At 72.0% G+C, this 14,811-nt stretch carries 11 protein-coding genes and 1 pseudogene; 5 read left to right on the top strand and 7 right to left on the bottom strand.

Annotation, left to right across the window (positions count from 1 at the left end; all coding sequences use genetic code 11):
* Positions 1-122 precede the first annotated feature (122 nt).
* Positions 123-1,334 (bottom strand): hypothetical protein, encoded by a 1,212-nt coding sequence (locus ACFWA9_RS24700; RefSeq protein WP_380389815.1) that lies wholly within the window; start codon positions 1,332-1,334, stop codon positions 123-125.
* Between the two features lie 421 nt (positions 1,335-1,755).
* On the opposite strand from ACFWA9_RS24700, the gene ACFWA9_RS24695 reads away from it, so the two are divergent.
* Positions 1,756-3,795, top strand: a complete 2,040-nt coding sequence (locus tag ACFWA9_RS24695; RefSeq protein ID WP_380389813.1) for a thioredoxin domain-containing protein — start codon at positions 1,756-1,758, stop codon at positions 3,793-3,795.
* Between the two features lie 34 nt (positions 3,796-3,829).
* Here the strand turns inward: ACFWA9_RS24695 and ACFWA9_RS24690 are convergent, their stop codons facing one another.
* Complete coding sequence (locus ACFWA9_RS24690) at positions 3,830-4,762, bottom strand: hypothetical protein (protein ID WP_352289932.1); 933 nt, start codon at positions 4,760-4,762, stop codon at positions 3,830-3,832.
* Between the two features lie 265 nt (positions 4,763-5,027).
* Between ACFWA9_RS24690 and ACFWA9_RS24685 the strand changes: the two genes are divergently transcribed.
* Both ACFWA9_RS24685 and ACFWA9_RS24680 read left to right on the top strand, forming a co-directional pair.
* Complete coding sequence (locus ACFWA9_RS24685) at positions 5,028-5,684, top strand: papain-like cysteine protease family protein (protein ID WP_380389811.1); 657 nt, start codon at positions 5,028-5,030, stop codon at positions 5,682-5,684.
* Positions 5,685-5,692: 8 nt separating this feature from the next.
* On the top strand, positions 5,693-6,547 hold the full coding sequence (locus tag ACFWA9_RS24680; protein WP_380389809.1) for a hypothetical protein: 855 nt from the start codon (positions 5,693-5,695) through the stop codon (positions 6,545-6,547).
* Between the two features lie 150 nt (positions 6,548-6,697).
* Here ACFWA9_RS24680 and ACFWA9_RS24675 read toward each other — a convergent pair whose 3' ends face one another.
* The gene (locus ACFWA9_RS24675; RefSeq protein WP_380389807.1) at positions 6,698-7,354 is read right to left on the bottom strand and encodes a TetR family transcriptional regulator; all 657 of its coding nucleotides are present in this window, start codon (positions 7,352-7,354) and stop codon (positions 6,698-6,700) included.
* Between the two features lie 8 nt (positions 7,355-7,362).
* The gene (locus ACFWA9_RS24670) at positions 7,363-8,940 is read right to left on the bottom strand and encodes an MFS transporter (protein ID WP_380389805.1); all 1,578 of its coding nucleotides are present in this window, start codon (positions 8,938-8,940) and stop codon (positions 7,363-7,365) included.
* Between the two features lie 304 nt (positions 8,941-9,244).
* On the opposite strand from ACFWA9_RS24670, the gene ACFWA9_RS24665 reads away from it, so the two are divergent.
* Positions 9,245-9,895 carry a hypothetical protein gene (locus ACFWA9_RS24665; RefSeq protein WP_380389803.1) on the top strand — a complete coding sequence of 217 codons (651 nt, stop codon included), beginning with the start codon at positions 9,245-9,247 and terminating at the stop codon, positions 9,893-9,895.
* Here the strand turns inward: ACFWA9_RS24665 and ACFWA9_RS24660 are convergent.
* Positions 9,866-10,549 carry a hemolysin III family protein gene (locus tag ACFWA9_RS24660; protein ID WP_352289949.1) on the bottom strand — a complete coding sequence of 228 codons (684 nt, stop codon included), beginning with the start codon at positions 10,547-10,549 and terminating at the stop codon, positions 9,866-9,868. The two genes, ACFWA9_RS24665 and ACFWA9_RS24660, sit on opposite strands and share 30 nt — an antisense overlap.
* A 276-nt stretch (positions 10,550-10,825) precedes the next feature.
* Here ACFWA9_RS24660 and ACFWA9_RS24655 point away from each other — a divergent pair, with 276 nt between their 5' ends.
* On the top strand, positions 10,826-12,652 hold the full coding sequence (locus ACFWA9_RS24655) for a phosphoenolpyruvate carboxykinase (GTP) (protein WP_352289952.1): 1,827 nt from the start codon (positions 10,826-10,828) through the stop codon (positions 12,650-12,652).
* A gap of 212 nt (positions 12,653-12,864) precedes the next feature.
* Here the strand turns inward: ACFWA9_RS24655 and ACFWA9_RS24650 are convergent, their stop codons facing one another.
* The gene (locus ACFWA9_RS24650; protein WP_329489394.1) at positions 12,865-14,079 is read right to left on the bottom strand and encodes a pyridoxal phosphate-dependent aminotransferase; all 1,215 of its coding nucleotides are present in this window, start codon (positions 14,077-14,079) and stop codon (positions 12,865-12,867) included.
* A 100-nt stretch (positions 14,080-14,179) separates the two neighbouring features.
* A pseudogene (locus tag ACFWA9_RS24645) lies at positions 14,180-14,811 on the bottom strand (hypothetical protein); the annotation flags it as partial.

Raw genomic sequence — 14,811 nt, 5'->3', positions numbered from 1 at the left:
GATGTGCTCACCATCCCGTTCCCCTATTCGCAGCATGCCCGCTGGGGTTCGGGTCGCTGACGGCATGCGCAGTGGCCCTTCGGCTCGCACCCTCGCCCACCACAGCGCCGTGTCTGTACCACTCACGCGGGCCTCCGCACTCGCTCAAATACGCCAGGGGTAAGCCAGGACGGTACGCTGCCCGCCCGTACCTGGACCGGGCCCGACCACACCAATCGGTACCCGAGCCGATCGTTGTTACTCGCGGCAACCAGGTCGGCCAGCACTCGGCGCGCCATCACCCAGTCCATCCCCGAAAGGAGTTGCTCGACCGCGACAGAGGCGCGGTCATTGAGCACCTCTTCGGCGACTCCTGCCAGTCGCTCGGCCTCCACGTCGGACCATTCCTGTGAGGGCTGCTCATCCCTATCAGGAACCCGGGAACGCGGCGGCGTCGCGCGGCTGCTGGTCGGCTGTGGACCGCTGGCAACAGCCTCTGCTAGGTCGGCGACATCGTGCCACGGGGAAGGCGCATCGAAGATTTGATCAGCTAGAACCGCTGCGAGCTCATCCACTGTTGCCGTCCGCGCGAAGCGCCTCCACATCTCGGGCGGCAACAGGTTCAGCGCCCGCGAGGTACCTGCTGCGGCCATCAGCCGTGCCGATGCGTTAGTCGAGGCATCTTCGTAAGCGGCGATCGCCGATCGCAACTCCCCACACCAGCGGCTGAGTTCCGGCCAGAACTCCAGCAGGATCTCATGCACCGCTGACGCCTGGTCGATCAGGGACTTCGCATTCCACAGGAGGGGCGCGCGCTCCCGCAGCGCCTCCACGGTGCCTCCAACGGTCAGCGCCACGAGCTCGGCGACGAGGAGCCGAAGCGCCGTGGTGATTCCGACAACAACGTCGAGGGCCTCCTCGGCTGTACTCTGCCCACCCTCCAGTCTGATCTTCTCCATCGTCAGAAGCTGGTGCAGTTCAGACTGACCTCCGCGCGCCAACATCCGTTGGACGAACAGCATTGACACGTAGCTGGTGAACGATGCCCGATACTCGCGCTGGTAGGGCTTATCAAATGCGGGCTGGATCGCGCCGAGCTTCTGCAGGACGCTCAGGCGGTTGTCGACCACCTCGTCAGGGAAGGCCGCGCATGCCGCCTTGATCTGCTCAGTTGTCAGCCCGTCTTCACCCGCGCGGGCAAAAGCAGCAAACAACGTATCCGCCAGCCGGAATAAGGCCGCGTCATCGATCGCCGCATCAGCCCGGCGTGCAAGGACGGCGACAATCTGCTCGAACACAGAAGCGACGGCCTGCTCGGCCGCCACCATGTCCAACCCATACTGCTCATCCACCACTGAACCGTTCCTGGCTGCGGTTGCGACTGGGGCGAGGTAGACCCTGTTGCGTATTCGACGGTGAGCTACTCGTACAGGATGAGCTGACACTCCAGGCTGCCCTTGTTGCCCCCAGTCCCACCCATGACACGTAGGGTAGCCGGTCCGATGTGAACGTCGCAGGCAGATAGCGGTCACGTGCATGCCTGGGGGCGCTTCCCGCGGCTGGTCAGCCCCTTGCGAATTGGGCAGTGAATGCGGAGAGTGAGCAACCGAGATTCGATCACTCAACGGCGAAGATGCTGCTTGCCTTGGCGATCTAGGCGTAACCGGGACAAATCTCGGCCACCACGTGATGGCGCATGAGTACAAATCGGGCAGAGCGAGACGAGCTCCGTGGAGTTCGCGGTCAGCGCTGCGGGGGTGTGAGAGGCTGGCTCGTATGAACCGGTTGGCTGGTGTGACCTCGCCTTATCTGCTTCAGCACGCCGACAATCCGGTCGACTGGTGGCCCTGGGGGCCGGAGGCTTTCGAGGAAGCGCGACGGCGAAATGTACCTGTCCTGCTATCGGTTGGCTACGCAGCGTGCCACTGGTGCCACGTGATGGCCCACGAATCCTTCGAGGACGAGGCGCTGGCCGCGTACGCCAACGAGCGGTTCGTCGCGGTGAAGGTCGACCGCGAGGAGCGGCCGGACGTCGACGCGGTCTACATGGAGGCGGTGCAGGCGGCCACCGGGCAGGGCGGCTGGCCGATGACGGTCTTCCTCACGCCCGACAAGGACCCGTTCTACTTCGGGACGTACTTCCCGCCGGAGCCCCGGCACGGGATGCCGTCCTTCCGGCAGGTCCTGGAGGGCGTCGACGCAGCCTGGCGGGACCGGCGCGAGGAGGTCGGCGAGGTCGCCGCCCGGATCCGGGCCGACCTGGCCGAGCGGGCCTCGGTGTACGGGGTCGGCAGCGGGGTCCACCGGCCGCCGGGGGAGGCCGAGCTGCACGAGGCGCTGGTCGCGCTCGGCCGGGACTTCGACGCCCGGCGCGGCGGCTTCGGCGGGGCGCCCAAGTTCCCGCCGGCCATGGTGATCGAGTTCCTGCTGCGCCACCACGCCCGGACCGGCTCGGCGGCCGCGCTGGAGATGGCCGTCCGGACCGCCGCGGCGATGGCCCGCGGCGGCATCCACGACCAGCTCGGCGGCGGCTTCGCCCGGTACGCGGTGGACGCCGACTGGGTCGTCCCGCACTTCGAGAAGATGCTGTACGACAACGCGCTGCTGCTCCGCGCGTACCTGCACCTGTGGCGGGCCACCGGCTCCCCGCTCGCCCGCCGGGTCGCGCTCTCCACGGCCGACTTCCTGCTGCGTGAACTGCGCACCCCCGAAGGGGCGTTCGCCTCGGCGCTGGACGCCGACAGCCTGGACGGGAGCGGCGCCTCGGTCGAGGGCGCGTACTACGCCTGGACGCCGGGGCAGCTCGCCGAGGTGCTGGGGGAGGCGGACGCGGCCCTCGCGGCGGAGCTCTACGAGGTGACCGCGACGGGGACGTTCGAGCACGGCTCCTCGGTGCTGCAGCTGCCGGCCGACCCGCCGGACGCCGAGGCGGCCGAGCGGATCCGGGCGAGGCTCTTCGCGGCGCGGGCCGAGCGGCCGGCGCCCGCCCGGGACGACAAGGTGGTCGCCGCCTGGAACGGGCTGGCCGTCGCCGCGCTCGCCGAGACCGGCGCGCTGCTGGAGCGGCCCGACCTGGTCGAGGCCGCCGAACGCGCCGCCGACCTGCTGCTGGCGGTCCACCTCACGCCGGACGGCCGGCTGCTGCGCACCTCCCGGGACGGCCGGGCCGGGGCCCACGCGGGCGTCCTGGAGGACTACGCGGACACCGCCGAGGGCTTCCTCGCGCTGTACGCCGTCACCGGTGAAGCCGAGTGGCTGGAGCTGGCCGGCGGGCTGCTGGACACCGTGCTCAAGCACTTCGCCGACGAGGCGTCCGGCGCGCTGTACGACACCGCCGACGACGCCGAGGAGCTGATCCGGCGGCCCCAGGACCCGACGGACAACGCCACCCCGTCCGGCTGGACGGCCGCGGCCGGCGCGCTGCTGACCTACGCCGCCTACACCGGGTCGGCGCGCCACCGCACGGCCGCCGAGCGGGCGCTCGGCATCGTCGGGGCACTGGCCGGCCGGGCGCCCCGGTTCATCGGCTGGGGCCTGGCCGTGGCCGAGGCGCTGGTGGACGGCCCGCGCGAGGTGGCCGTGGTCGGCTCGGCCGGGGATCCGGCGACGGCCGCGCTGCACCGGGCGGCGCTGCTGGGCACCGCGCCCGGCGCGGTGGTCGCGGTCGGCGCACCGGACGCCGACGAGGTGCCGCTGCTGGCGGACCGGCCGCTGGTGGGCGGCGCACCCGCCGCGTACATCTGCCGGCACTTCGCCTGCGACGCCCCGACCACCGACCCGGCGGTGCTGGCCGAACGACTCGGCGTCCGGGCGTGACCGGCGGGCGGCCCGTCCACGGCGCGGGGGCGGGCTACTCCCAGTCCCACCGGACGCCGAGCAGGCAGGGCTGGAGGGCCGTCGCCACCAGGTGCACGCAGTGGTGGCCGTCGAGGGTCAACTCCTCCGTCTCGTAGGGCTTCTCGCCGGGGGAGCGGAGGGCGAAGCGGTGGCAGCGGACGGGCAGGGCGGCGGGGTGGAAGGTGACCTGGAGGACGTACTGGCCGGCGCCGGAGTTGAAGCCGCGGACGTACTCGCAGCCGGGCGTGGGTGACGGGCTGGCGTCGAAGCCGTAGCCCAGCAGGTGGGTGTCGCCGGCCCGGAGGCGGCGGTCGAGGAGGAGCTCGGCGACCAGCAGGTGATGGGCCTGGTCGCGGCGGATCCGGCCGGGGCGGCAGTTCTCCTCGGCGCGCACGCCGACCCGGGCGATGTCGCAGCCCGGGTCCCCCTGGTAGATGGCCAGGTAGCGGTCGATGCCTTCGCGGTGGGCGCGCAGCGCGTGCTGGGAGTCGCGGCGCAGCAGTTGGCGGTCGGCGCCGATCCGGATCCGCTCGATGTGGGTGATGGTGTGCAGCCCGGTGTCGCGCGGGCCGGAGAGCTCGGCGAGCAGGTCGTCGACGGCGGCGGCCGGGGAGATGAGGTCCCGGTAGGGGCGCACGGGCGGGCCGGCCTGCTCGGCGGGGGTGGCCCGGCGGGGGCCGAGCAGCCGGGTGAGGGAGTGCTCGGGGAGTTCCAGCACCTCCTCCAGGGCCCGGACCGCGCGCAGCGATTCGGGCCGGTCGGGTCGGCGGCGGCCCTGCTGCCAGTAGCTGAGGCTGGTGACCCCGATGTCGATGCCGCGCAGGGCGAGGTGCCGGCGGATCCGGTGCAGGGCGAGGCCCCGGGCGGCGATGGCGGTGCGCAGGGCCACGTGGAACGGGCCGGTGCGCAGCGCGGTGGCGAGGTCGGCCTGGTCGCTCCGCGGCATGGCGGCCTCCTCGGTGGGCGGGCAGGGCGGACACCGGCTGGTCGTGAATATTCACATGTGGAAGGCCGTTTGTCACCGGTCCGGGCCTGCCGCGCGGGCGTTTCCGGGGCGGCGTTCACACCTGGGCCGGGCCGTTCACACCGCGTTCCGCGTGCTGTGAAGGCCGTTGACCTGCTTCTGTCAACGGGGCGATGCTCGGTGGCGCGATCCGGACCGCACCCAGACGGAACCCCCACTCCTCTGTCGTGCAAGGAGAAACTCCCCCATGCCAGTTCCACGGATACGTCCGCGCCGCGCCGTCGCGGCGCTCGCGCTGGGCGTGCTCGGCCCGGCGCTCAGCGTCGCGGCGACCAGCCCCGCCTCGGCCGTGCCGGCCCCCACCGGCGCGTCCGCCCAGGTTCGTCCGGCCGCGGCGCCGGGCAGTACGGCCGATCTGGCCGGCACGTTCAAGAAGCTCAACATCACCATGCAGCAGCAACAGCAGACCAACTGGTGCTGGGCGGCGAGCGGCAACACCATCGCCACCTGGTTCGGGTACGACTACAGCCAGAACCAGTTCTGCAACGCCGCGTTCGGCCGCTCGTCCAACTCCAGCTGCCCCAACAGCCAGGCCACGCTGGGCGACGTGCAGAACGGTCTCAGCCGGGTCGGCATCAACCCCGGCTCGTACGTCACCGGGTACCTGCGCTACAGCACGGTGCAGACCGAGGTGAACGCCAACCGGCCGATCGAGACCCGGATCCAGTGGAGCTCCGGCGGTGGCCACATGCACGTGGTCTACGGCTACGACACCGGCAGCAACTGGGTGTACTGGGGCGACCCGTGGCCCTCCAACACCCGCTACAACTGGGCGGACTTCACCTACTACGTGTCCAACGGCACGTTCTCCTGGACCCACTCCCTGTACCGGATCGGCGCGTGAGGGCGGCCATGACCAGCATCCGTAACGCGGCCGTCGCCGTCCTGCTCGCCGCCGGCCTCGGTCTGGCCGTCACCCCGGCCGCCCAGGCGGACACCGCCGCGGACAGCCCCGCGGGCACCCCCGCCCCGGTCACCGCCGCCGACCTCGCGCAGGCCCGGGGCGCGGTCCAGGACCCGGCCGTCCTGGACCGGTTGGGCCACTTCTTCGCCCGCAAGGGCGTCCCGCCGACCCAGCAGCTCACCATCGGCGCGGCCGAGGAGGCGCGGGCGGCGAGCGCGGCCGCGCCGAGCCTCTCGGGCGACACCGTGCCGGTCTACACCCTGGACGCCGGCTTCGTGGCCGGCGCCGCGGGCGCACCGGTCGCGACGGCCGAGTACACCGCCAGCAAGGCCGTCTCGGCGGACGGCCAGGTGGCCTCGGTCTGGACGGTCAAACAGGGCGACGGCTGGCGGGTGGTCAACATCGCCTCGGGCGGCGACGAGACCGACTACGCGGCGCGGGCGGCGGCCGGCGGTGGCGGGACGGCGTTCCGCGAACCGCAGCTCAACGCCTGGTACGTGCTGCGGGACGGCCGGGTGCTGCCGCTGGACGACGAGGCGCGGCGTTCGGTGGGCGGGTCCGGGGTGAGCCTGGCGGCCTACCAGCGGCTGGTCCACCAGCGGTACGGGGACAAGCTGCCCGGCTCGGCGTACGACCGGGCCGGCAAGGGCGGCGGCTACCAGCCGGACGCCACCGGGCAGGGGGCGGCCGCGGCGGACGGCGGCACGCTGCCGGCCGTCACGGCGGCGGCGGCCCTGGGCGCCACGGCGCTGGTGGGCGCGGGCCTCGCCCTGCGGCGACGGGCGGGCGCCCGGCGCGGCTAGCGCGTCCATCGGGTAGCGGGCCCACCGGATGGCGGGTCCGTCGGATAGCGGGTTTGTCGGATGACGAGTCCGTCGGACAGCGCTTCCAGCGGGTGAGCGGCGGGGTCCGGCTCGGCGGCCGGGCCCCGTCGCGGCTACGCCGGTGCGGCCCTAGAGGTCGGTGAAGCCGCGCTCCAGCACGGCGAAGGTGTGGTCGACCAGGTCGGCGATGTCCAGCTCGCCGTTGCTCTCGGCCCACCGCAGGACGGTCTCGCCGGTCGCCGCGCCCAGGGCGGCCGCGGTGACCCGCATCTCGAAGGTCGGCTCCTCGACGCCCCGGCGCCGGGTCAGGACGGCGAGGTAGAGGCGCTGCGGGTCGTTGGCGTTCTCGCGCATCCTGGCGCGCAGCGCGGGGACGTCGTGGATCAGCCGCAGGCGGGTGAGCAGCTCGTCGCGTTCGTCCTGGACCAGTGCGCGGATCAGGCCGACGATGGCTTCGCGGCAGGAGCGGAGAAACGGTTCGTCAGCGGGGCGGGCGAGCAGCGCGCTGACGATCGCCGGGTCGTACTCGTCGGTGAGGACGAGGTCCTCCTTGGTGGCGAAGTACCGGAAGAAGGTGGACTGCGAGACCTCGGCCGCCGCCGCGATCTGCTCCACGGTGGTGTTCTCGTAGCCCTGCGCGGCCATCAGCCGGTACGCCTCGCGGCGGATCGTCCGGCGGGTCCTCAGCTTCTTCCGTTCGCGCAGCGACAGCGGCGCCTCCAGCATCGCCCGGACCGAGTGGGCCGGGTCCGCCGGGGGCGCCGTGGTCGGCTGCGTTGCGCTCATACCTTCGATTATCCGTGATCGGCGGCGGGCACGGCGGTGGTCTCCGGGGCGGGACCGGCGCCGGTGCCCGGGCGCGGTTCGGCGGTCGGCATCCGCAGGGCGACCAGCACCGCCGAGAGCAGGGCGATCACCCCGGAGACGAGCAGGACGAGCGTCATCCCGTGCACGTAGGCGGCGTGGGCGGAGACGGTCAGGGCGCCGTCCCCGGAGGCCGCGGCCACCGCGTCGGCGGCGACCACCGACTGCCCGGCCCGGTGCGCGGCCTCGGCCGGGAGCGCGGCGGTGTCCAGCGCACCGCGGTAGGAGCCGGCCAGCATGCTGCCGAAGACGGCGACCCCGATCGCGCCGCCGACCTGGCGCAGCGTCTGCATCAGACCGGAGCCGACCCCGGCCCGGGCCGGCGGCAGGGTGAGCAGGGCGGAGGCCTGGGCGGTGATCAGCGAGAGGCCCATGCCCAGGCCGAGCAGGGTGAGCCAGACGGCCGCCAGGCCGTAGCCGTCCACGACGGAGGTGCGGCTGCCGAGCAGCAGGGCGGCGGCCAGCGAGGTGAGCCCGAGGGCGATCACCGCCCGGGGGCCGATCCGGGCGACCAGCCCCTCGCTGAGCTTGGCGGCCACCATCAGCCCGACCATCATCGGCATCAGCCGCAGACCGGTGCCGAAGGCGTCCGCGCCCAGCACGCTCTGGAAGTACAGCGGCAGGACGAAGAAGGCGCCGAAGAGCACCAGGGAGACCAGCGTCGCGGCCCCCGCGGCCCAGCGGAAGGTCGGGTCCGCGAGCAGGGTGAGGTCGAGCATCGGGGCGTGCTGGTGGCGGCTGCGCAGCACCAGGACGGTGAGGGCGACCAGGGAGCCGCCGATCATGCCGATCACCAGCGGGTCGGCCCAGCCGCGTTCGGGGCCCTCGATGATGCCGTAGGTCAGTGCGGCCAGACCGCCCGCGCCGAGGACGGTGGCGAGCACGTCGATCCGGGGTGCGGCGGGGTTGCGGGTCTCCGGCAGCAGCAGGACGCAGGCGACGATGCCGATCACCGTCAGCGGGACGTTGATCACGAAGATCGCGCCCCACCAGAAGTGCTGTAGCAGGAAGCCGCCGATCAGCGGGCCGAGCGGGGTCCCGGCGGCGAGCGCGGCGGAGAGGATCGCGGTGGCGCGGCGCTGCTCGCCGGCCGGGAACAGACCGGGGATCACCGCCAGGGACATCGGCATCACCAGGGCGCCGGCCAGACCCATCGCCGCACGGGCGGCGACCAGGGTGCCGGGGCTGTCGGCGAGCATGCCGACCGCGGAGGCGAGGCCGAACAGGGCGAGGCCGGTGGTGAGGGTGCGGCGGCGGCCGAAGCGGTCCCCGAGCAGGCCGGCCGGGAGCATCGCGGCGGCGAAGACCACCGTGTAGGAGTCGACGATCCACTGCTGCTGTCCGGTGGTGGCCCGCAGCTGGGAGGCCAGGGTCGGCAGGGCCACGTTGAGGATCGTCATGTCGAAGCTGATGACCAGGACGCTCAGCGCGACGGCGACCAGCGCCAGCCAGCGCCGCGGATCGGGGCCGGGCGGAGCGGGCGGGGCGGGTACGGCGGGAGGGGTCACGGCGGCCTCCGGAGCCTTCGGGGGAGTGACTGTCAAATGACAGTAACTTCCAAAAGGGGGCGGCCGTCAATGTCGCGCGCCACCGCGCGTAGTCGTGACCCACCGTTACGTGTCCTGGAAGTGTGCTTCCCGCACAAGGAATTGACGCAACGTTGATCTGGCGTTCGCCGCCCCGGGGCGGCATCGGGTGACTGACGGTAGATAGGATGTGGCAATCGGTCAGTGCTGGCCGAAGCGTGCCGAGAGCGAGAAGGGGTGGGGCGGCAGGAGCCGACCACGTGCCCGGCGCAGGAAGGGGAGTCGCATGGCCGGCAGGGAGTCGAGCGCCCAGATCTGGGGTGCGGCGGTGGTGGTGGTGTCCGCGCTGGCCGTGGTCGCGGCCTACCTGATCAACGGTGCCGTCCTGGTGCTGGGGGTCGCCGGGGTCGAGGTGCTGCTGCTGATGGTGTACGTCGGCCGGCGCTGGCAGCAGCTGCACCAGCAGGCCGGGCCGCGCGAGCGCCGTCCGGCGCGCCGGCACCGTCCGGGGCGCGGCCGGCCGGACCCGGCGCACTGCGAGCGCTGCCGCCGGGCGCGCGAGGCGCTGGACGCGCGGCAGGCCGGCTCCCGTCCGTACGGGGTGCGTGAGCAGCTGATCCGCGAGCACCCCGGCCGCGAGTACCCGGTGCGCGGGTTCCCGGCGCCGGAACGACGGGCCCCCGGGCTTCCGGGGCACGACCGCGCGGCCCGCGAGCGCGCCGCGCGGGACCGTCCGGGGGGCGAGCGCCCGGCGTACGAGCGCCCGGCGTACGAGCGCCCGGGGCACGACGGCGCGGCGCACGAGCGCGGGGACCGCCGGCCGGGCCGGCCGGGTCCGGAGTGGACAGCGGAACGGGCGGCCGCCCGGTCACTGGACCGGCCGACCGCCCGTCGTGGGGCGCCGGGTTCAGCGGGTCGCGCTGTACGCCACCAGTGAGACCCCGACGTACTGCACGATGAAGGCTCCGAGGGTGAAGGCGTGGAACACCTCGTGGAAGCCGAACCAGCGCGGTGAGGGGTTGGGCCGCTTGAGCCCGTACACCACGCCGCCGACGCTGTAGAGTACCCCGCCGACGATCATCAGCACCAGCACCGCGACCCCGCCGGTGCGCAGGAAGTCCGGCAGGAAGAAGGCGGCGGCCCAGCCCAGCGCGATGTACACCGGCGTGTACAGCCAGCGCGGCGCGCCCACCCAGAACACCCGGAACGCTATCCCCGCCAGCGCACCGCCCCAGACCGCCCAGAGCAGCACCTGCTGCGCGGCGCCGTCCAGCAGCAGGATGGTGAACGGGGTGTAGGTGCCCGCGATGATCAAGAAGATGTTCGCGTGGTCGAGGCGGCGCAGCACGGCGTCGCCGCGCGGCCCCCAGGTGAAGCGGTGGTAGACCGCGCTGACCCCGAACAGCAGCCAGGCGCTGACCGAGTAGATCGCGCAGGCGATCTTGGCGGGCGTGGAGTCGGCCAGGCAGATCAGCACGATCCCGGCGGCCACCGTGGCGGGGAACATCCCGGCGTGCAGCCAGCCGCGCCAACTCGGCTTGATCTCCACGCGCTCCGTGCTCTCCAGGAGCTCAGCAGTCATGGGCAGCATGCTACCTGCTACCTACGCCTCCGTAGGTTACTGACGCGTAGGAAGTGGTCCTCATCACTACTTGGACGTTTTGGAGTGTTCGGGGGTCGGTCGGGTCGGGCGCGGGTCGGCCGAAGGAGCCGGATTACCAACAAGTAACCAGACTGAATGTAGTAAAAGATGAGTCAATTTCACCGTTGCGCCGTGTTCGGGGCTTGAGGCCGGAGCTACGCTGCAAGCACCCTCAAACCCCCGCTACGCCGTCTCCGTGCCGAGATGGCGTGAAACGGAGCGATCGTGTCGTACGAGAACCTCGCTCTCAGCGCATCCGCGCCCACCCGTCACAAGCGCCTGCTGGCCTGGGTGAGCGAGATCGCCGAGCTCACCCAGCCGGCCCGCATCGAGTGGTGTGACGGGTCCGAGGAGGAGTACCAGCGCCTCGCGGACCTGCTGGTCGCTCAGGGCACCTTCAGGAAGCTCGACGAGAAGAAGCGCCCCAACTCCTACTACGCCGCCTCGGACCCCACGGACGTGGCGCGCGTCGAGGACCGCACCTACATCTGCTCCGAGCAGGAGAAGGACGCCGGTCCGACCAACAACTGGAAGGCCCCCGCCGAGATGCGGGAGGTCTTCCAGGGCGAGAACGGTCTCTTCCGCGGCTCGATGAAGGGGCGCACGATGTACGTCGTGCCCTTCTCGATGGGCCCGGTCGGCTCCCCGCTGGCCGCGTACGGCGTCGAGATCACCGACTCCGCCTACGTCGCCGTGTCGATGCGCGTGATGACCCGCATGGGCCGGGCCGTGATCGACCAGTTGGGCGAGGACGGCGAGTTCGTCAAGGCCGTGCACACCGTCGGCGCGCCGCTCGCCGAGGGCGAGGCGGACGTCGCCTGGCCGTGCAACAGCACCAAGTACATCTCGCACTTCCCGGAGACCCGCGAGATCTGGTCCTTCGGCTCCGGCTACGGCGGCAACGCCCTGCTCGGCAAGAAGTGCTACGCGCTGCGGATCGCCTCCACGATGGCGCGTGACGAGGGCTGGCTGGCCGAGCACATGCTCGTCCTCAAGCTCACCCCGCCGACCGGCGAGGCCACGTACGTCGCGGCGGCCTTCCCCTCCGCCTGCGGCAAGACCAACCTCGCCATGCTCCAGCCCACCATCCCGGGCTGGAAGGTCGAGACGATCGGCGACGACATCGCCTGGATGCGCTTCGGCGCCGACGGCCGGCTCTACGCCATCAACCCCGAGGCCGGCTTCTTCGGCGTCGCGCCCGGCACCGGCGTCGACACCAACGCCAACGCCATCGAGACCCTCTGGGGCAACACCGTCTACACCAACGTCGCGCTGACCGACGACGGTGACGTCTGGTGGGAGGGCCTGACCGAGGAGCCCCCGGCGCACCTCACCGACTGGCGCGGCAACGACTGGACGCCGGAGTCCGGCACCCCGGCCGCCCACCCCAACGCCCGGTTCGCCGTCCCGGCCGCGCAGTGCCCGACCATCGCCCCCGAGTGGGAGGACCCGGCGGGCGTGCCGATCTCGGCGATCCTGTTCGGCGGCCGCCGCGCTACCGCCGTCCCGCTGGTGACGGAGTCCTTCGACTGGCAGCACGGCGTCTTCCTGGGCGCGAACATCGCCTCCGAGAAGACCGCCGCCGCCGAGGGCACCGTCGGCGAGCTGCGCCGCGACCCGTTCGCGATGCTGCCGTTCTGCGGCTACAACATGGGCGACTACTTCGCCCACTGGCTGAAGGTCGGCGCCCAGGCGGACGCCGCCAAGCTGCCGAAGATCTACTACGTGAACTGGTTCCGCAAGAACAGCGAGGGCTCGTTCGTCTGGCCCGGCTACGGCGAGAACAGCCGCGTGCTGAAGTGGATCGTCGAGCGCCTGCAGGGCACCGGCGAGGGCGTCGAGACCCCGATCGGCGTGCTGCCGACCGTCGAGGGCTTCGACCTGGACGGCCTGGACCTCTCCGAGGCCGACCGGGAGCTGCTGTTCACCGTGGACGCCGACATCTGGCGTCAGGAGGCCGCGCTCGTCCCGGCCCACCTGGAGCTCTTCGGCTCCCACACGCCCACCGAGCTGTGGGACGAGTACCGAGACCTGGTCGCCCGCCTCGGCTGAGCCTGAGCCTCAGCCCGGCGAGTAGTGGTGGGTGCGTGGCACGAATCGCGCACCCACCGAGCGACAGGACGGCCGGAGTTCCGCGGACGATCTTTCCCCGACCAAGGAGATCGTCCGGACCGGAACTCCGGCCGTAGCTTTTCCCGGTCCGGACCGGACCGCGACGGCCAGCCGGACCGGACTGACCGCGACGGCCTGACCGTCCGGGCCCGCTACGGCTGGGTGTAGCCGCCGAGGAAGTCGCCGATCCGGGTGACGGCGTCGGTGATCTCCTCGGCCCGGGGCAGCGTGACCAGGCGGAAGTGGTCCGGCTCGGGCCAGTTGAAGCCGGTGCCCTGGACCAGCAGGATGCGTTCGGCGCGCAGCAGGTCCAGCACCATCTGGGCGTCGTCCTTGATCTTGTAGACCTTCGGGTCCAGCCGGGGGAACGCGTAGAGCGCGCCCTTCGGCTTGACGCAGCTGACCCCCGGGATCTCGTTGAGCAGCCGGTACGCGGCGTCCCGCGACTCCAGCAGCCGGCCGCCGGGCAGCACCAGGTCCTTGATCGACTGTCGGCCGCCGAGCGCCGCGGCCACCGCGTGCTGGGCCGGCATGTTGGCGCACAGGCGCATCGAGGCGAGCACGGTCAGGCCCTCGATGTAGCTGCGGGCGCGTTGCCGGTCGCCGGAGAGCACCATCCAGCCGGAGCGGAAGCCCGCCACCCGGTACGCCTTGGAGAGCCCGTTGAAGGTGACGCAGAACAGGTCGGGGGCCAGCGTGGCCAGCGGGACGTGCTCGGCGTCGTCGTAGAGGATCTTGTCGTAGATCTCGTCCGCGTAGACCACCAGCTTGTGCCGGCGGGCGATCTCGACCAGGCCCTCCAGGACCTCGCGCGGGTAGACCGCGCCGGTCGGGTTGTTCGGGTTGATCACCACGATCGCCCTGGTCCGGTCGGTGACCTTGGCCTCGATGTCGGCGAGGTCCGGGTACCACTCGGACTGCTCGTCGCAGCGGTAGTGCACGGCGGTGCCGCCGGCCAGCGAGACGGAGGCCGTCCAGAGCGGGTAGTCCGGCGCCGGGACGAGCACCTCGTCGCCGTCGTCGAGCAGGGCGGTCATCGCCAGCTGGATCAGCTCGGAGACGCCGTTGCCGAGGAAGACGTCCTCGACGGTGAGTCCGTGCAGCCCGCGCTCCTCGTAGTGCATCACCACGGCCCGGCGGGCGGCGAGCAGGCCCTTGGAGTCGCCGTACCCGTGCGCGGAGGAGAGGTTGCGCAGGATGTCCTGGAGGATCTCCGGGGGCGCGTCGAAGCCGAAGACGGCGGGGTTGCCGGTGTTGAGCTTCAGGATGCGGTGGCCCTGCTCCTCCAGCCGCATCGCCTCGTCGAGCACCGGGCCGCGGATGTCGTAGCAGACGTTGGCGAGCTTGCTGGACTGGATGACCTGCATGCCTGCCTACTTTAGGGGTATCCCGGGCCGGTCCGGCGCGTGTGCGGGGACACGCGCCGGACCGCCCTCAAGGGCCCCCTTCGAACGGCAGGCGGAGCTGTCAGCCGGCCTTCCAGATCAGGGGCTCGGTGTCCAGAACGCTGCCGAAGACGAGGAACTTCGGCGGGGTGTTGGTCGGAACGAGATAGACCGCACACTGCTGCTGGGTCTGGCCGTCCGCCAGGGTGCCGGGCTTCTTGCCGGAGTCGCACTGCGGGATCGACTTCAGGACGGTCGGCGCGGGCAGCACCCCGCCGGTGGCGGCGGTGTCCGACTTCACCTTGAACCGCATCATGAAGTACTCGTCGGTGAGCGGGCCACCGGTGCGGTTGGTGAACGAGACGGTCACGTAGTACGGCGTCTTGCCTTCGAGCTCGGCCGGCTTGAAGTTGTACGGCGCGACCTCGGCCGCGGTGCCCTTGACCACCGAGACCGGGGTGACGTCGGCCTTGGTCTTGCCCAGGTAGCTGCCGGTGGCGGTGGTCGCCAGCGGGTTGTCGTAGCCGATCTTCCCGCTGCCGGCGCCGCCGCCGGCGCCGCCGATCGGGTTCCCGCTGGTGGCGGCGGACGGGACGGCGTTCGGCGTGTTGCCGCCGGCGCCCGCCGTGCCGGCCGTACCGCCGGTGCCCGCGGTGCCGGCGGAGCCGCCGGTGGCCGACGGGGCCCCGGTGGCGCCCGGCGCGGTGGTGGCGG

The sequence above is a fragment of the Kitasatospora sp. NPDC059973 genome, assembly GCF_042737525.1.
Classification (GTDB): Bacteria; Actinomycetota; Actinomycetes; order Streptomycetales; family Streptomycetaceae; genus Kitasatospora.
Note: the sequence above shows the minus strand (reverse complement) of the source record. Positions and strands in the feature narration are given on the sequence as shown.